This window comes from Nisaea denitrificans DSM 18348 (assembly GCF_000426505.1).
GTDB classification, from domain to species: domain Bacteria; phylum Pseudomonadota; class Alphaproteobacteria; order Thalassobaculales; family Thalassobaculaceae; genus Nisaea; species Nisaea denitrificans.
In genome coordinates, this window is sequence record NZ_AUFM01000011.1 from 347,949 (window position 1) to 365,895 (window position 17,947).

Annotated in this window: 16 protein-coding genes; 9 read left to right on the forward strand and 7 right to left on the reverse strand. The window is 59.5% G+C overall.

What is annotated here, in order from left to right; translation table 11 throughout:
- Nucleotides 1–121: 121 nt before the first annotated feature.
- Nucleotides 122–325 carry a DUF3553 domain-containing protein gene (locus tag K328_RS0102370; RefSeq protein WP_028464591.1) on the reverse strand — a complete coding sequence of 68 codons (204 nt, stop codon included), beginning with the start codon at nt 323–325 and terminating at the stop codon, nt 122–124.
- A gap of 192 nt (nt 326–517) precedes the next feature.
- On the opposite strand from K328_RS0102370, the gene K328_RS25510 reads away from it, so the two are divergent.
- From K328_RS25510 to K328_RS0102400, 6 genes are all read left to right on the forward strand, one after another.
- Nucleotides 518–1,159 carry a histidine phosphotransferase family protein gene (locus K328_RS25510; protein WP_028464592.1) on the forward strand — a complete coding sequence of 214 codons (642 nt, stop codon included), beginning with the start codon at nt 518–520 and terminating at the stop codon, nt 1,157–1,159.
- 182 nt (nt 1,160–1,341) lie between these two features.
- Complete coding sequence (locus K328_RS0102380; RefSeq protein ID WP_028464593.1) at nt 1,342–4,056, forward strand: hybrid sensor histidine kinase/response regulator; 2,715 nt, start codon at nt 1,342–1,344, stop codon at nt 4,054–4,056.
- A gap of 7 nt (nt 4,057–4,063) precedes the next feature.
- Nucleotides 4,064–4,555 (forward strand): chemotaxis protein CheW, encoded by a 492-nt coding sequence (locus K328_RS0102385; protein ID WP_028464594.1) that lies wholly within the window; start codon nt 4,064–4,066, stop codon nt 4,553–4,555.
- 57 nt (nt 4,556–4,612) lie between these two features.
- Complete coding sequence (locus K328_RS0102390) at nt 4,613–4,978, forward strand: response regulator (protein ID WP_028464595.1); 366 nt, start codon at nt 4,613–4,615, stop codon at nt 4,976–4,978.
- A complete protein-coding gene (locus tag K328_RS0102395) occupies nt 4,979–6,172 on the forward strand; it encodes a protein-glutamate methylesterase/protein-glutamine glutaminase (RefSeq protein WP_028464596.1) in 1,194 nt (397 codons plus the stop codon).
- Between the two features lie 6 nt (nt 6,173–6,178).
- On the forward strand, nt 6,179–7,015 hold the full coding sequence (locus tag K328_RS0102400) for a CheR family methyltransferase (RefSeq protein WP_028464597.1): 837 nt from the start codon (nt 6,179–6,181) through the stop codon (nt 7,013–7,015).
- A 115-nt stretch (nt 7,016–7,130) separates the two neighbouring features.
- Here the strand turns inward: K328_RS0102400 and ctrA are convergent, their stop codons facing one another.
- Complete coding sequence (gene ctrA / locus K328_RS0102405) at nt 7,131–7,859, reverse strand: response regulator transcription factor CtrA (protein ID WP_028464598.1); 729 nt, start codon at nt 7,857–7,859, stop codon at nt 7,131–7,133.
- Between the two features lie 176 nt (nt 7,860–8,035).
- On the opposite strand from ctrA, the gene fliI reads away from it, so the two are divergent.
- Together fliI and K328_RS0102415 are read left to right on the forward strand one after the other, a co-directional pair.
- Nucleotides 8,036–9,400, forward strand: a complete 1,365-nt coding sequence (gene fliI, locus K328_RS22250; protein WP_036553069.1) for a flagellar protein export ATPase FliI — start codon at nt 8,036–8,038, stop codon at nt 9,398–9,400.
- Nucleotides 9,397–9,813 (forward strand): flagellar FliJ family protein, encoded by a 417-nt coding sequence (locus tag K328_RS0102415; RefSeq protein ID WP_028464599.1) that lies wholly within the window; start codon nt 9,397–9,399, stop codon nt 9,811–9,813. The genes fliI and K328_RS0102415 overlap by 4 nt, the downstream gene beginning before the upstream one ends.
- 12 nt (nt 9,814–9,825) lie before the next feature.
- Here the strand turns inward: K328_RS0102415 and K328_RS0102420 are convergent, their stop codons facing one another.
- A complete protein-coding gene (locus tag K328_RS0102420) occupies nt 9,826–10,782 on the reverse strand; it encodes a hypothetical protein (protein WP_028464600.1) in 957 nt (318 codons plus the stop codon).
- 184 nt (nt 10,783–10,966) lie between these two features.
- On the opposite strand from K328_RS0102420, the gene K328_RS26560 reads away from it, so the two are divergent.
- Complete coding sequence (locus tag K328_RS26560) at nt 10,967–11,188, forward strand: hypothetical protein (RefSeq protein ID WP_156901151.1); 222 nt, start codon at nt 10,967–10,969, stop codon at nt 11,186–11,188.
- A gap of 1,195 nt (nt 11,189–12,383) precedes the next feature.
- On the opposite strand, the gene K328_RS0102435 is transcribed toward K328_RS26560, so the two are convergent.
- The 4 genes from K328_RS0102435 to K328_RS0102450 form a co-directional block, all read right to left on the reverse strand.
- Nucleotides 12,384–13,175 carry a MinD/ParA family protein gene (locus K328_RS0102435; protein WP_156901152.1) on the reverse strand — a complete coding sequence of 264 codons (792 nt, stop codon included), beginning with the start codon at nt 13,173–13,175 and terminating at the stop codon, nt 12,384–12,386.
- Between the two features lie 36 nt (nt 13,176–13,211).
- The gene (locus tag K328_RS22255; RefSeq protein ID WP_051284341.1) at nt 13,212–14,207 is read right to left on the reverse strand and encodes a flagellar biosynthesis protein FlhF; all 996 of its coding nucleotides are present in this window, start codon (nt 14,205–14,207) and stop codon (nt 13,212–13,214) included.
- Nucleotides 14,208–14,254: 47 nt separating this feature from the next.
- On the reverse strand, nt 14,255–16,390 hold the full coding sequence (flhA, locus tag K328_RS0102445) for a flagellar biosynthesis protein FlhA (RefSeq protein ID WP_028464604.1): 2,136 nt from the start codon (nt 16,388–16,390) through the stop codon (nt 14,255–14,257).
- Nucleotides 16,391–16,458: 68 nt separating this feature from the next.
- Nucleotides 16,459–17,937, reverse strand: coding sequence for a sigma-54 interaction domain-containing protein (locus K328_RS0102450; RefSeq protein ID WP_028464605.1), 1,479 nt, complete (start codon nt 17,935–17,937; stop codon nt 16,459–16,461).
- Nucleotides 17,938–17,947 lie beyond the last annotated feature (10 nt).

Consider the following 17,947-nt stretch of genomic DNA (forward strand, 5'->3'; position numbering starts at 1 on the left):
AGGAAAACATCAAGCGATGTACCCGCGAATTCAATTGTTTCCGAGAGAAGCCAGCCCGGCTGGAGGCGAGGGAGCGGGAAAATCATCGGCCTGTGGCCATCATTTCGAGTTATAGACCCGGTCAGCCGATGCGGGCGACGCGGCGCTCTTCGATCATGTCATCGGCAGCAATAAGATCGACTTTGGCACTGTTGATCAACTGTTTGCCGCGATGTTCGAAATTCACCGTTATTCGGTCTCCGACGACGGATTGTATCTGGCCAATCCCCCATTCCGGCTCATCGGCCAGCAACACGAAACTTCCAGGTAGCAGAAAATGGGACATCGCATCCTCAGTCTCGGTTGCGTTTCGGCGCCATCAAGCCAGATAAAATCACTCGATTAATGAATTGTGAAGGAAAGCGGAATCAAACTTCAACAGATTTTCATGCGAGGCTTTTCAAAAGCTGAGAAAAAACAAGTGATCTGACTTACGCTAGGTTGATGCACCGCCACTCGGATCCGGGATAGATTGTGAATGCCTGAACATATGACATTGATCGATATGCTTTTATCGCGCCTTTTCCATGACCTGATCAGTCCGGTAAGCGCGACTGTCAATGGCGCAGAGCTGATTTCGGATCTTGGCGGCGGCGGATCGGAACTTGAGCAGGAAGCACTCGCACTCATAGGAACCAGTGCCCGGCAGGCATCCGAGCGGCTTTCTTTCTTCCGAGTCGCGTTTGGCGGGGCCGGTTCGAACAGTGATCATTCTCTTGCGGATGGAGCGAAGCTCGTGGCTCCCTATCTGAAAGCGCGGAAAATCGACTTCAGCCTCGACTGTCCGGTCGACCCCAAGCTGGTGCGCCCGGCGCCTGGCGGGATAAAGGTCATTCTCGGTCTCATCTCTTTCTTGTGCGAATGCCTGCCGCGCGGTGGGAGCATCTCGCTGAATTCTCCTGGCGAACTGGGGCAGAACTTCATCCTGAGTGCTGATGGCGACGGAGCTAGCGTACCTGGCGATGTTCGGGCGGCTCTCGAGCCGGATGTAGAGACGAGCGAGCTGACCAGCAAATCGGTTGTTGCGCATGTAGCGGCCGTTAATGCCGACCGCTTCGGATTCCGGTTCGTGGTTGAAGAAGAACCTGGCCGGGTTACCGTCGATGTGAATTTCACTTGAAAGAGGCGGGAAATGGGTTCGCCATGAATTGTTCCCGCGTCGTAAATGGGTTAACGCTTTCTTTAATGGTTTGGCCTAGGCTGCGACAGGATTGAAAAGACAATAACCGCGCGGCGCAGTGATACCTGCGGGCCATCTTTCAGGGTGGCCGTCGAAGAACGAGGTAGATTGGGGTAAGACGCATGGATGAGCTACTAAGCGAATTCCTGACGGAGACGTCCGAAAACGTTTCAGAGCTTGACGTGGAACTGGTCCAGCTGGAGCAAAATCCAAACGATCAGGCGCTGCTTGGCAATATTTTCCGCCTTGTCCACACGATTAAGGGCACTTGCGGCTTCCTCGGGCTTCCCCGGCTTGAGGCGGTTGCGCACGCGTCGGAGAATGTTCTCGGCAAGATCCGCGACGGCAGCCTTGAAGTCTCTGCCGATGCCATCACGCTGATCCTTGAATCCTTCGACCGTATCAAGTGGCTGCTTTCCTCGCTCGAGGAGAATGAGGTTGAGCCCGAAGGAGACGATCAGGACCTGATTGACCGGCTTAATCTTGTTGCCGAGGGCGGTACGCTCGATGGCGGGGCCGCACCTGCGGACGTCGCCGAGCCGGAACCGGAGCCTGCAGAAGAGCCTGTTGCTCTTCGTCCGGGTGAGGTCAGCATGGAAGAGCTCGAGCGCGCCTTCATGGAAGCGCCGGGTCCTGACGACATGCCTTCTGACGAGCCGGAAGTCGAGGCTGCTGAAGAGGCGCAGGCCGAAGAGGCTATTGAACCCGCTCCCGCACCGCCCGAGCCGAAAAAGGAAGTCGCTGTCAGCGCTCCCAAGGACGTGGCGAAGCAGCCGGATCAGGACAAGCAGGTTCGTGAATCTGCGGTCGCCAACCAGACCATTCGCGTGAACGTTGATCTGCTCGAAAACCTGATGACGATGGTCAGCGAACTGGTGCTGACGCGTAACCAGCTGATGCAGATCTCCCGCAACGAGAAAGACAGCGAGTTCACGGTGCCGTTGCAGCGCCTGAGCCAGGTCACCTCGGAGCTGCAGGAAGGTGTCATGAAGACGCGTATGCAACCGATCGGGAACGCCTGGTCGAAACTGCCGCGTCTGGTTCGCGATCTCTCGATCGATCTGAGCAAGAAGATCGATCTGCAGATGCTCGGCGCCGACACCGAACTCGACCGTCAGGTTCTTGAGCTGATCAAGGATCCGCTGACCCACATGGTCCGCAACTCGGCCGACCACGGTATCGAGGATGGTCCGGCGCGTCTGGCGGCCGGAAAGTCCGAGACAGGTACAGTCACCCTGAACGCCTATCATGAAGGCGGCCATATCATCATCGAGATCAAGGATGACGGTAAGGGGCTCGACCCGGAGAAGATCAAGGCGAAGGCCGTTGCCAACGGGCTGGTTGCTGAATCCGAAGCGGATAACCTTTCCGAGCAGCAGATCCAGCAGTTCATTTTCCGGGCCGGCTTCTCGACGGCAGCCGCGGTCACCTCCGTTTCGGGACGTGGCGTCGGCATGGACGTGGTGCGGACCAACATCGAGAAGATCGGTGGCACGATCGAGCTGAAGTCTGTGTATGGCAAAGGCTCGACCTTCATCATCAAGATCCCGCTGACGCTTGCGATTGTCTCCGCGCTGATCGTTGAAGCTGGCGGCGAACGGTTCGCCATTCCACAGCTCAGTGTCGTGGAACTGGTCCGGGCGTCGAACAACAGCGAACACAAGATCGAAGAAGTCCACGGGACGCCGGTCCTGCGCCTGCGCAACCGTCTGCTTCCGCTCGTTTCTCTCAAGCGCTTGCTGCGTCTGGACGACGGCGACGAGGAAACACCGCAGGAAGCCTTCATCGTCGTCTTGCAGATCGGTACCTATTCGGTAGGCATCATGGTCGACCGGGTGTTCGACACTGAGGAAATCGTGGTGAAGCCGGTCGCACCGATCCTGCGCAACATCACGCTCTTCTCGGGCAACACCATTCTCGGCGATGGCAGCGTGATCATGATCCTCGATCCGAACGGGGTCGCGGCCGCCAGCGGAGAGCTCAAGATGGTGGACGAGGAAGGCCAGGATACGGCCCGTCACCTGACGCACCGTTCCGATGTTTCGTCGCTGTTGCTGTTCCGTGCCGGTGGACAAAGCCCCAAGGCTGTGCCGCTCGCGCTGGTCGCCCGTCTGGAAGAAATCGATCTGGCTACGGTCGAGTATTCAGAAGGACGTCCGTTGGTGCAGTATCGTGGTCAGCTGATGCCTCTGGTTGCGATGGACGATGACATCAAGCTTGAGACCGAAGGTCGTCAGCCGGTGCTCGTCTTTACCGACAATGAGCGGTCGATGGGCCTGATCGTCGACCAGATCGTCGACATCGTCGAAGACCGGATCAACATCGAAGTGCGTCCGGATGCCCCGTGGCTGATGGGCAGTGCGGTCATTGCCGGCAAGGCGACCGAAGTGATCGATGCCGGCTTCTACCTGACCCAGGCCTATGGCGACTGGTTCGGCTCTGCCGATGCCGACAGCCAGGAGCCGACTGAGCCGCGGCGCGTTCTGCTGGTTGATGATAGTGCTTTCTTCCGCAACCTCATCAAGCCGCTGCTGTCAGTGGCGGGTTACGACGTGACCACTGTGGACCATGCCGAGGCCGCGCTGGAGCTGTGTGAAGGCGGCGCCGAATTCGATGCCATCATCAGCGACATCGAGATGCCAGGGATCGACGGGTTCGAGTTGACCCGCCGTCTGCGCGAAATCGCACGCTGGGAAGATACGCCGATCATCGCCTTGTCGTCCCACACAGGTCCGCGTGACCTGGATCGAGGCCGGGAAGTCGGTTTCACGGATTATATCGCCAAACTCGACCGGGATGCGCTGCTCGAGACGCTAGCGCAAACCATTGACGCGTGAGGGAATGATGTCAGATTTACCAGCTACTCAATCCACCGGGCAGAGTGTGGTTACGCTTGGCGAGCTGAAACAGTTTGTTTCGATCATGATCGGCAAGCAGCTCTTCGGTATTCCGGTACTTCAGGTTCACGACGTGCTTGGTTCTCAGCGGATAACGCGCATTCCACTGTCGCCCAAGGAAGTGGCGGGATCGCTCAATCTGCGCGGGCGTATTGTGACGGCGATCAATATTCGCAGCCGTCTCAACATGCCGCCATATGAGGGCGAGCACGAAGGTATGAGTGTCGTCGTCGAGGATCAGGGTGAGCTTTACAGCCTGATGGTCGACTCTGTTGGTGAGGTACTGTCGCTGGATGAGGCGATGTTCGAACAGCATCCCGCGACGCTCGACGGAAACATCCGCGAGGTTTCAACGGGCATTTACCGGCTCGATAAAAGCCTCTTGGTTGTATTTGATGTTCGCTCTTTGCTTCGCTTTCAGGGCGAAGAAGCCGCATAGTGTGCATGGCCTGCAATCTGTGTGACAATTGACGCGTGAAAATTCGCGGAGTTTTATATGAAAACCTGCTTGATCGTGGATGACTCTAAAGTCGTTCGAATGGTGGCTCGGAAAATTCTGGAAGAACTGAAATTCGAGACCATGGAGGCGGAAGACGGCCAAGTCGCGCTTGATGCCTGTAAGGCAGCGCTGCCCGATGCCGTCCTTCTAGACTGGAACATGCCGGTGATGAGCGGGATTGAATTTCTGCGAGAGCTGCGAAAGCTGCCGGAAGGCGAGACGCCACTGGTGATTTTCTGCACCACCGAGAATGACATGGCACATATCCAGGAAGCGCTGTCTGCTGGGGCGAATGAGTACATCATGAAGCCTTTTGACAGCGAGATTATCGAAACAAAGTTTTCTCAAATCGGATTGCTGTAGATGCGTGGACAAAGTGCGTCCGCGGATGCCAAACCGCGGTCGACCGATCCATACAGGGTGATGCTTGTTGATGATTCCGCGGTGATCCGCGGGCTCTTCACACGATTTCTTGAGGCCGATCCGGACGTGAAGATCGTGGCCTCTGTGGGCGACGGTCAACGTGCTATCGATACGCTGAAGAATAACGATGTAGAGATCATTGTGCTCGATATCGAGATGCCGCGTATGGATGGCATCACCGCGCTGCCGGAATTGCTGAAGGTGAACCCGGGGGTTCAGGTCGTCATGGCCTCAACTCTTACGGCCCGGAATGCCGAGATTTCCCTGCGAGCCCTCGCACTTGGTGCCCGGGATTATCTTACAAAGCCAAGTTCCACTTCCGAAATGACGGGTGCGGCAGACTTTCCGAGCGACTTGCTAAGCAAGGTCAAGGCCTTCGGGGCCCAGAGTAGACGGAAATCAGGCGCGGCGGCGCCTACGGCTGCGTCCGGTGCGGCGCGCACCCCGGAGCCGAAGAGTGCCCTGGCTGCTGCAGCAGCCCGTTCGGCTGCGAAGCCGTCCTCGGCAGCGCGTTCATCCGCAGCTGCACGCACTGATTATACATTGCGCAAGCCCAGTGGCCGGCGGGCCGACGTGATTGGTATTGGAAGTTCGACTGGTGGGCCGCAGGCTCTGTTTCGTGTGCTTACGGATCTTACGAAGTCCATCAAGCAGCCCATTCTTGTGACGCAGCATATGCCGCCGACCTTTACGACAATCCTGGCAGAGCACATCACTAAAACGTCGGGATGGGTTTGTTCCGAAGCGAAAACCGGCGATGTCGTATCACCTGGGCGGATCTATCTTGCTCCGGGCGGCTATCATATGACGGTGAAAACCGAAGGCGTTGAGAAAGTAATCGCTTTGAATCAGGATCCACCCGAGAATTTTTGTCGGCCTGCGGTTGATCCTATGATGCGTAGTTTGATCAAGGCGTATGGGCGTGTCCTCGCGGTGATCCTCACCGGTATGGGGCATGACGGGCGCGAGGGGTGTCGTGCTGTTGTGGAATCGGGGGGCGATGTGGTTGCACAGGATGAGCAGAGCAGCGTGGTCTGGGGTATGCCCGGCGCGGTTGCTCAGGCCGGGTTGTGTTGCGAAGTTCTCCCGGTTTCGGAGATTGGCGCCAGCGTTAGTCGGCTGGCGAGGGGGTAGACAGGTATGAACAGCTCTGATTTCGAATTCCTGTCCAGCCTGCTGTACAAGCAATCAGGCTTGGTACTGACGCCGGACAAAGGCTATCTGCTTGAGACGAGGTTGCAGCCAGTGGCGCGTAGCCACGGTCTTACGTCCATTGAGCAGATTGTTTCGACGCTCAAAGCGCGACGGGACGAGAAGCTTATTGCCTCGATCACAGATGCAATGACGACGAATGAGTCGTTGTTCTTCCGGGACCGGACGCCGTTTGATCAGTTCAAAACAGTTGTTCTGCCGAGCCTGTTGCAATCCCGGGCAGCGAAGAAATCGATCCGGATCTGGAGCGCCGCATGCTCTTCGGGACAGGAGCCTTATTCTCTGAGCATGGTCTTGGACGAGTTGGCATCCAAGCTTGTTGGCTGGAAGGTGGAGATCGTCGCCACGGATATTTCGACGGAGATGGTTGCCCGGGCCCGGTCCGGTATCTACTCCCAGTTCGAAGTGCAGCGTGGCCTTCCAGTTCAGCTTTTGGTGAAGTATTTCCAGCAGGATGGAGATCGCTGGCAGCTCAGCGAGAAGATCCGCCGCATGGTCACTTTCCGTGAGTTCAACCTGCTGCAGGATCCGCGCCCGCTGGGCAATTTTGATATCGTCTTCTGCCGGAACGTCCTGATCTACTTCGATCAGGATACGAAGCGGAAAGTACTGGAAGGGGTTTCCAGGCAGATTGCGCCGGATGGATATCTCTATCTCGGCGGCGCCGAGACGGTGATCAGCATTACGGACAAGTTCCAGCCTGTGAAAGGGCAGCGCGGCATGTATCAGCCAACTGCCAAAGAAGGCCAGAAAGCCGCGATCTGACGCACGACGCATCAAGGCCGTACCCGGAACCGGGCGGTAATAGAAAAAGGGCTGAACCATCTACTGGTTCAGCCCTTTTTAATCGGAGCCTTGAAGGCCTAGATGTCAGGAAACCTTATTCCGCCGGTTCCTTGACCTTTTCGGCTTCTTTGCCGGTCGCTGTGTCTTCGTCCCCGTCGCGCAGGACGTAGCCGCGGCCCCAGACTGTCTCGATGTGATTGTTGCCTCCGGTCGCCTTCGAGAGCTTCTTGCGGAGCTTGCAGACAAACACGTCGATAATCTTGAGTTCCGGCTCGTCGATCCCGCCATAAAGATGGTTGAGGAACATTTCCTTGGTCAGGGTCGTACCCTTGCGCAGGGAAAGCAATTCGAGGATGGCGAACTCTTTTCCGGTCAGATGTACCGGCTTGTTGTCGACTTCCGCGCTGCGGGTGGAAAGGTTCACGGCAATTGGGCCGGTCTCGATCACTGAATCCGAATGCCCCTTGGATCGCCGGATAATGGCCTGCATCCGAGCAATCAGCTCACGGCGGTCGAACGGTTTTGTCAGGTAATCGTCCGCGCCGAAGCCCAAGCCCTTGATCTTGTTGTCCAGCTCGGAAAGGCCGGAGAGGATCAGGATCGGTGTCTCTACTTTCGAGCTCCGTAGACGGCGCAGAACTTCATAGCCATCAAGATCCGGGAGCATGAGGTCGAGAAGAATGATGTCGTAGTCGTATAGCCGGCCGATCTCGAGGCCGTCCTCTCCGTGCTCCGTTACATCAACCACGAAGCCTTCGGCCTTCAGCATGAGTTCGATGCTTTGAGCTGTGGCGAAATCGTCTTCTACCAAGAGTACACGCATTGGACTCTCCCTCTATGACCCTTGAGCAAAAGTTAACGGGGTAAGATAAACAAACCGTTAACCTGTAGCTGCGCCCGGTCGAAAGCGTGCCAGGCGTTCTCATTGGTGCTAAACTCCCAGTGTAGAACAGTTAACGACGCGCTGGAAGCGTTGGCCGCGTTAAGGAGTATGTACGGGTGGCCACTGCCCTCGGAAATCTTGCATCGGAAGTTGATAAGATTGCTGAATTTCGGCTTTACGGTCGCGTGACCGCTGTTCTCGGCATGATGGTCGAGGTTGGTGGCGTGGACCGGGCGCTGTCTATTGGCGATCGCTTGCACCTTCAGGCCCGTGGCGGGAAGCGGGTCAGTTGCGAGATTGTCGGCTTCAAGGACGGCCGGGCGTTGGCCATGCCGTTTGGCGCCCTCGACGGGATCGGTATCGGAAGCCGGGCTGAGATATCGGACGCGGCGCCGGTCATCTTTCCGCATGAGGGCTGGCTTGGGCGAGTCGTGAATGCGATGGGCGAGCCAGTGGACGGCAAGGGGCCACTCGGGGACGGCCCCCTCGGATGCCCGATTAAGACGCAACCGCCAGCGGCTCACACGCGGCGACGGGTCGGCGAGAAGCTCGATCTCGGTGTGCGCACCATCAATACCTTCATGTCGGTCTGCAAGGGCCAGCGTATGGGGATTTTCGCCGGATCGGGCGTGGGTAAATCCATGTTGATGTCGATGATTGCGCGTTTCACCCAGAGCGAGGTCAACGTCATCGGCCTGATCGGGGAGCGTGGCCGCGAGGTCCAGGAGTTTATCCAGGATTACCTCGGTGAAGAAGGCTTGGCCCGCAGCGTGGTTGTTGTTGCGACCTCTGATGAGTCCCCGCTGATGCGTCGTCAGGCGGCTCATATGACACTGGCCGTCGCTGAATACTTCCGCGACGAGGGCAAAACCGTCATGTGCATGATGGACAGCGTGACCCGGTTTGCCATGGCGCAACGTGAGATTGGTCTCGCTACCGGGGAGCCGCCGGCCTCCAAGGGCTATACGCCGACAGTGTTTGCCGAGCTGCCGAAACTATTGGAACGCGCGGGGCCGGGCGCGGGAGAAGGCACCATCACTGGCCTTTTCACAGTTCTGGTTGAGGGCGACGATCACAACGAGCCGATCTCCGACGCGGTGCGTGGGATTATTGACGGTCATATCGTCCTGGAGCGGGGGATCGCTGACCGTGGCCGGTATCCCGCCATCAATGTGCTGCGCAGTGTGTCCCGGACCATGCCCGACTGTAATTCGGCCGAGGAGAATGCGCTGGTCCGCCGTGCGCGTGCGTTGATGGCTACTTACGACAACATGGCCGACATGATCCGCCTTGGGGCTTACCGCAAAGGCAGCGATCCGGAAGTCGACGAAGCGATCATGTATCATGCCTCGCTGGAGCATTTCCTGTCTCAGGACAAGAACGAGCCGGCCTCTCTTGAATCTGGTTACGCCCAGCTCGATGCCATCCTTTCCATGGTCGGAGAGCGCGCGGAGACTGAGGAAGACCCGGGTGAGCCGTGAGCCAGTTTGAGCAACTGATCCGGCTCCGAACTTGGGAGCTCGACGAAAAGCGCCGGGCTATGGGTATGTTGCTTCAGGAAGAGGCGGGGTTGCTTGCTGAATCCGATGCCATGCAGCGCGAGTTCGAACGGGAGAAGCAGGCCGCGGCGGGGTCGCTTGAAGCCCGCCGGACGCTCGAACCCTATATGCATCACTTCAAGTCCCGGCTGCGGGCTCTGGAAGAGCGGATCGAGGCGAAACGCCGCGAGATCGAGGCCGCCAACGAAGAAGTGCTGGAATCCTATCAGGAGCTTTGCAAGGCAGAGGCTGTTGAGAAGGAGCAAAAGACCCGTGAAGACGAGCGGGTCGGACGGCTTGAACAGATGGAGATCGACGAGATCGCCCTCAACATGATGAAGCAGCGTCGCGGTTAGGCTGATCAGCGATCAGGCATAGACATCCGGGTTTTGGCGCCCGTCCGGCATAAGGTCGGCGATCGGCAGGGGCGGGAATTCCTTTTGTACCTTGAAGCTCACCGCGCCGGACATACCGGTGCGTCCGGCCGCATTTTCGAAGATATCGATGATCTCCGCCCGCATCTCCGGGGGCAGGGCGCGTTGCGTCCGGATCAGAAGTGACATTGATTGCTTCGCGACGGATCCATCGATCTGAAAGGCGCCGAGACCGCTGAGCATCAGGTCGACGACGAATCTTGTTTCCCCGTCGCCACCGCTGTCATCGCTCTCTTCGTTTTCCGCATCACCTTCATCGCCAGAGCGTTCGAAAGATGGCGGCAGGATGAAAAGCCGCATCTGCTCGAGAGCATCCTGAGTCTGTATCGGCATGAAGAATGCTCGCCACCCGGCAGTTTCCGGCCCGCCTTCGCTTGCTCTAGACATGGACTGGAAATCGCCGGAGAGAGTTGAAAGCAGGCGACCGTGTGATTTTTCCAGGGCCTGCCCAGCGTCTTTTCCGAGCCAGCCACCAAGGGAGCCACCGCGCACCGCAGCCAGGAAAAACAGCATGGAAGCGGTCAGTTGCGGGCCCGGCCGTGCGATCGTTGCGGCAAACTGCGCCGCGCTCTGTGGTGCCGACATCTCAAGGGCGCGCAGGCTTTCTTCCAGCGCAGGCCATTCCCGGGAGAGAATGGAGAGTGGTGTCTGGCTGCCGCCCTCGATCCGGCCGCGCACGTCGCTTTCCGAACGGTTGAGGATTTCCATGCGGATAGCCGATTGCAGCTGCCCGGCCTCTGCGCGCGCCGCAATATCGAGCAATCCGACCGACGAGTTCACAATGGCCTGGCCGTTTCCGCCGGTGGCAACGATGGTGCCGGATATCACAGTACTGCCGCTGCCGGCCTGAGCCGGTAGCGCGTTGCTGGTCTGCGCGCCGACAGATAACACCCGGACGGGAAAGTCCGTCCCGGGAGGAAGCGCTGTTCCCGGCTTGGGGGCCGAGGTCCCGGTCGCGGCGGGTGTACTTGTCGCTTGCCCGGCAGGTGCGGTCCCGGCAGGTGCGGCCCCGGCTGGTGCCGCCGTTGCCCGGCTTTCCGTGGTGCCTTGAGGGGCCGCCGGAGAAGACTGAGGGGTGGGGGTGGTTTGTCCGGTCGTTGTTAGCCCAGGTGCGGTCTGCCCGGTCGTTATCGGACCGCTTGTCACGGCTCGTGGTGTGGTCAGCGGTGCAGTTCTTGCCGCGGGGGGCTGCGGTGATTGCGCCGCCGCCGGAGCGCCGCCGGGCGACGGCGCTGTTGCAGGCTGCGATGCAGGCGGCGTGGCTGTACCTGCTGCACCGGCCGGTGTCGGTGTCTGAGGTGTAGGTGTCGATGTAGATGTTGGCGTCGGTGTCGCGGCAGGCGCGTTTTGCTGGGCGGCTCCTGGCCTCTCTGCCGTTTGTTGTGTCGGCGATGATGTGCCGGGAAGAGGCTGGCTGCTAACGGCTGTTTGCGGTGAAGTCGTTACGACTGGGGCCGCGCTTTGCGGGGCCGATGGCAAGGCACTGGATGGTTTCAGATGCGGGCTGGACGCGAGCAAGTACCGTGCGGCGGCTTGGGCAGCCTGTTGCGGTTTGATGCCGGTTGCTGTTGGGGGGAGCGGACCGCTTGCGATGCCCTGGGGCAACGAGGTTGGTCGCAACACGATGGCGCGGGCAATCTGCCCATCGGATAACGGCGGCAAGGTCCTTGGAGCGGGTGTCGTTGCGGAAGTAGCGCTGCCGGTCGCGCCGCTCGGGGCTTGCTGGGTGCTGGATACCGCTTTCGCTGCTGTTGTTCCGGCTTGCGCTGAAGAGCGGGGCTGCAGGATCGCCTGCAGGCCACTGTCTGTTCGCTGCAGGATAAGGCTGACAATTGTGCCCGGGCGCACGAAGGCTGGGATTTGCCGTGGGTTGATCTGGATCGTCGCGTCGCCCGTCGCCGCTCGGACACTGACGGTTCCGTCAGTCCGAACCCGCGTGATGGTAATATCCTGGGCCGCTGGCTGCTGAGTCTGAGCTTGCTGCGGCGCCGGTTGCTGCGGCTGGGATGTTGGAACTTTGGGTGCGGGCGCGGATGGCGGTGTCGCGCGGCCTTGCCCGGATGTGCTTTCGGGCGGGGGTGGCGCGGGGGCCTGAGACGCGGGGCTTTGAGACGCAGAGTTTTGCGCTGGCGGTGTTGCCGATGACTGTGAAGGTGGCGTTTGCGGCTGCGACTGGGGCGCTGCCTGAGAAACAGGGGCTTGCTGACTTTGTGGTGGCTGACCTTGCGGTGGTTGTCCCTGAGTTTGCGGAGCCTGTCCCTGCGGAGTCTGACTTTGGGCGCCCGGTCCCTGAGTGGGTTGCGGTGCTGGTGGTTGTGTTTGCGGAGTTGAGCCTTGAGCTGTCGGCTTCGCCTGATTGCCGGACTGGAGCGCGTCTGCGCCACTGGTCACCCGTCCCTCTACCGGCGCGTTGGTGGCCGGTTGTGAGGGACTTGTCGCCTGCGGGGCAGGCGCGGTGGGTTGTACGGTGCTCAATCTTCTCTCTTCGACCGCTATAGCAGGGTGTCGACGATGGCCTCCACGTCGGTCGCCGCCGGGGCCGACGGATAGCGGCTCAGGATCGGGCTCTGGTTCCGGATTGATTCGATGACCTTGCGGTCACGGCGAATGATTCCGAGCAATTTCGGCTCGAACTTAAGGAAATTCATCGCCGCCTTGCGGAGCGTATCGTAGGTCTTCCGGCCGTCGTTTACCGAATCCGCGCTGTTCACGACGATGGAAACCTCGCAATTAGGATCGCTCTGATGCGCGACTTTGACGAATGCATAGGCATCGGTCAGCGATGTCGGCTCGGCAGTCGTGACAACAATGATTTTTCCGGCCCTTGCCGCCAGCATGCGGACCGTCCGGTCAAGGCCGGCTCCGAGGTCCATGACCACGCGGTCATAGGAATCGGAGAGCTGAACAAGCTCGGTGCCAAGCGATTGCAGCCTGTTGGAGGGCAAGGTCGCGAGGCTGCCGGAGCCGGAGCGGCCGGCAATGATGTCGAAATTACCGGCATCATAATGGATCTTTGCTTGAGCAAGAGACAGCCGGCCGGCAATGACGCCGCCCAGGTCACGCTGAGGCATCAGGCCAAGCTGGATATCGACATTGGCGAGGCCAAGATCGGCATCGAACAGCAGAACCTTCTGGCCCATTCTGCTAAGTCCATGCGCCAGAGTTACCGAAAACCATGTCTTGCCCACACCGCCCTTGCCGGAAGCGATGGCAAGAATGTTCGCACCTTTGGTGACGGGACCGCTGGCCGTGGTGGGGCGGGGCTTGTCTGCGGGCGACATCATTGGATTGATCCTCGGGTCCGTTCCATCATAGCGACCTCAACCATAGGCGCCTCGTGCCGTTTGCTGTTCGTCGTCGAAACTCTCCACCACTGATTTGGGGAGCAACAATCGTGCCAGTGTAACGGGGTTCATTGGCCGGAGGCCGTCAGCCACACTTGGCCCGACCCCCACTTCGGTCATCTGCAATCCGGTCATCGCGGCGGCGCTCAGATAGGATCCGAAGCGTCGGGTCATGTCGATCCTGGTAAGAAGCAGGCGGCGGGCGCCGAGTTCGCGGTAGATGCCCGCGATTTCGGCGGCTTCCATCGGATCAATACCGCCAGCCATGACCAGAACGACATCCGCATCCACCGCTTTGATCAGGCGTGCCTGCCTGTCGATGTCGTCGTTGTCGAAAGGGTTCCCGCCAGGGCAGTCGATCAGGATATGCCCGCGGCCTTCGGCGCCGGCGACGGCGGCTCTCAGCTCACCAGGTGTTCCCGCACTGATCAGGTTCAGCTTCAGGATCTTGGTGAAAGCTTCAAGTTGGGCGAAGCCGCCCGCGCGGACAGTGTCCGTGGTAATGACGCGCACCGCTTGTTTCTGCATCACAAGCCGCGTTGCCAGCTTGGCTATTGTGACTGTCTTTCCGGCGCCGGGCATGCCAACCAGCACGATTGGCTTGTCCGCTGTTCCGAGTGGCATCGGAGAGAAGGCGAAATAACGGTCAAGGGCGCCAGCCAGAGCGAGGATCGGGTCATCCATCGAGAGTTCTTCGGCGGCACTGATCAACTCGTCGGATATTTGCGGCGGGACGCCGTTATTGAGGAGAGCGTCCGTGATGATTTCGACCGGATCGTCATAGGCTTCGTCGTAACTGTCTTCCTCGTACTCGAATTCGTCTTCGACCTGATCAATGGCGGCCGTTATGCGAACACCCACACCGTCTTCACCGGTCTGGGTCGAAACAATGATGGCTTCTTCGCCAAAATGCTCTTTCACGAGCATCATGGCCTCGTTCATCGTGTCGGCGGAAAAGGTTTTCAGGCGCATGGAGTTCTCACCGGCAACGCGCTCCCGTTGTGCGCCCTAGACAAAAGCTATACTTGGCCAAGAGTCTTGATCCGTGCCTTGGGGTGAATTTCATTCTGAGACATTACCACAGTCTGCGGCCGGAAACGCTCGACGATGGAGCGCACATAGGGCCGGATACCGGGAGAGGTGAGGACCGCCGGGAATTCACCGACCTCTGCAAGCTGATCGAGCGCGTTTCTGAGCGCCGTAATGAAGTCCTGCAGCTGGCTCGGTGGCATTGACAGCTGCTGGTCTTCACCTTGGCCAATGATCGAATTGGCGAATGCCTGCTCCCAGTCCGGAGACAGGGTGACCAGATGGATGACGCCGTCATCCGCAGTGTTCTGCTCGCTGATCTGCCGGGCGAGCCGGGTTCGGACATGCTCGGTGATCAGGGTGATGTTGCGGGTAAAGGTGGACGCTTCGGACACCCCTTCCAGGATGGTCGGCAAATCACGGATGGAGACGCGCTCGCTCAGCAGGTTCTGCAGGACGCGCTGCAGGCCGCCGACGGAAATGTTCGACGGCACCACGTCAGTGACCAGCTTCTGATATTGATCAGGCAACTCATCCAGCAGCTTCTGGGTCTCGGTATAGGACAGCAGATCACGCATGTTGTCGCGGATCAGTTCCGTCAGATGGGTCGTGACCACGGTTGAGGGATCGACCACGGTATAGCCCTTGAAGAGAGCTTCCTCGCGCTGCTCCGGGCCGACCCACATCGCCGGCAGACCAAAGGTAGGCTCCCGTGTGTCGGTACCCGCTAGATCGATCGGATTGCCTCCCGGGTCCATGACCAGAAGGCGGTTAGGCCGGATATCGCCGCGCCCGACCTCGATCTCCTTGACGCGGATGACATAGGTATTGGCGGGGAGCTGCAGATTATCCTGGATTCGGACCTGCGGCATGATGAAGCCGCTCTCCACGGCGAGTTGCCGGCGCAGCGCACGAATCTGGTCAGTAAGACGCTGACCCTCGGTGGTCTCGTTGACCAGCGGCAGCAGGCCATAGCCGAGTTCCAGTCGGACGAGATCGATATGCAGGGCGGCTGAGATCGGCTCTTCTGGTGGCGGCGCGGACGCTTCGTCCACTTCACGCTGAACCACCTCGGCCGCAGCCTTCTCCTGTCCGCTATTGATCATGAAGGCGAGGCCACCGACAGCTGCCGCGAGCGACAGGAAAATAAATGTCGGAAAGCCCGGAAGCAGAGACAGGATGACGAGCAGAACGGCACAGAGAACGAGCGCCTTGGGATATCCGCCGAGTTGTCCGAACACGGCTTTCTCGGTGGTGCCGGTGGTACCGCCCTTGGTGACCAGCATACCGGCGGCGGTGGAGACGATCAGGGCCGGGATCTGGCTGACGAGACCGTCGCCAACGGTGAGCAGCGTATAGGTCGAAAAGGCCTCGGAGAAACTGATCCCTTGCTGGGCGATGCCGATGACCATTCCGCCGATCACGTTGATCACGGTGATAAGCAGGCCGGCAACGGCGTCCCCGCGGACAAATTTGGACGCACCGTCCATGGCACCGAAGAAGGTGCTCTCCGCGCTCAGTTCCTCGCGCCGGTTCCTGGCCTGATCCTCATTGATCAGGCCGGAGGAAAGGTCGGCGTCGATTGCCATCTGCTTGCCGGGCATGGCGTCAAGGCTGAACCGGGCTGCGACTTCCGCGATACGGCCAGAACCTTTTGTGATGACGATGAAGTTCACGATCACCAGGATCGAGAAGACGATGATCCCGATAGCGGCGTTGCCGCCCATCATGAACCCGCCGAAAGCCTGAATGACATCGCCGGCCGCGTCCGTGCCGGTATGCCCGTCGGCCAGGATCAGCCGCGTCGAGGCCAGGTTCAACGACAGCCTCAACATGGTCGCGATCAAAAGGATGGTCGGGAACGCGTTGAAATCCAGAGGTTTTTCGATGAACAGGACGGTCATAAGAACGATCACGGACAAGGCGATCGAGATCCCGAGTAGGATATCGAGCAACATTGTCGGGACCGGTAGAATCAGAACTGCAAGGATCCCGATCACGCCGAGCGCGAGATAGATATCACCCCGATGAGCCGCAGCTTTGAAGCTTGCAAGATTAAAGGACGGCAAGGCCGTACCGGAACCGCCGCCTTCCGGCGGCGGAGGCTGATTGGAGGCGTCGGTCATTCAATGCCTCTCATCATGCCTGCTCGTTTCTCCAGTTTCAGATTGCCTGACATCATCCCGACCGCGCTTCAGACGGTCGCCCGATCCGCTTCACCTGGCGGCGGTACACTAACGCCATCCTCCGAATAAGCCTTAAGCTTGTTACGCAGGGTCCGGATGGAGATGCCGAGGATATTGGCGGCATGGGTTCGGTTTCCGAGACAATGGCTCAGCGTATTGATAATGAGCTGTTGCTCGACATCGGCAACGGTGCGGCCAACGAGATCTCCGCCAGCTTTGCTTTCCTGCGCCGGGGCTGCCGCTGTTGGCGGTGTGGCCGGTGCCGCCGGTGCCGTTTCCGGCTCATCAAAAGATGCCGGTTGGAATGTATCGGGTGTCGGCGGTGCGGCCGGCTGCGGAGCCGGTGTTGCCCGTAACGGCGGAGCTTCCTGAGCGACCGGCGTTGTCTGCTCGCCGGTCAGGATGATCGCGTCTACCCCGATCTCGTCACCTGAAGCGAGCAGGACAGCGCGGTGCAGGGTGTTCTCCAGCTCCCGCACGTTACCGCGCCAATGATGACCCTGCAGGCGGGCAATTGCTTCATCGCTGAGCGGCCTTTCTGCAACACCGTTGGCTTCGGCATATTTCTTCGCGAAATGATTGGCGAGCAGCTTGATGTCTGCCGGACGCTGGCGCAGCGGCGGAAGTTGAAGATTGAAGACGTTGAGTCGGAAATAGAGATCCTCGCGGAAATTGCCTTCCCGGACGTGACGCTCAAGATCCCGGTTGGAGGTCGCGAGGAGCCGGATGTCTACTTTCACCGGCTGGCTGCCGCCGACCCTGTCGATCTCGCGTTCCTGGACCGCCCGCAGCAGCTTGGCCTGCAAGCGGATATCCATCTCGCTGATTTCATCAAGCAGCAGGGTGCCGCCGTTTGCTTCCTCGAACTTGCCGATGCGGCGGGCCAAGGCACCGGTAAAGGCGCCTTTTTCATGGCCGAACAGTTCGGACTCCAGAAGATTGTCAGGGATCGCCGCGCAGTTCACGGAAACGAACTGCTTATCCGACCGTTTGCTTTTCTCGTGCAGGTACCGGGCGAGAACTTCTTTACCCGTACCGGATTCACCGGTGATTAGGACGCTGGCATCGGACGGCGCGATCTGGTCGGCGAGCTTGAGTACCGCGCCCATGATCGGGTCCTGGAAAATCACCGAGCTTTGTTCCTCGGTAACGGCCGCAAGCACAGCGGCAATAAGCTCGGCGTTCGGGGGCAGGGGGATATATTCCTTTGCGCCGGCCTTGATAGCAGCGACGGCGGCATCGGAATCGTTTTCGAGACCACAGGCGACAACCGGCGTGTTGATCCGCTCCTGGCTCATTGCGCGGAGCAGCTTCGCCACCGGTTGGGCCACGTCGATCATGACGAGGTCGGCGCCCTGGCCGCTGCGCAGGGCATGCATAGCACCCTCGACATTGTCGAGGTGGCTCACCTTCGCGCCCTTGTTCAGGGCGATCTGACCGGCTGCGCTAATATGTCCGCCGAGTGTGCCGACGATCAGCAATCGCATCTGTCAATTC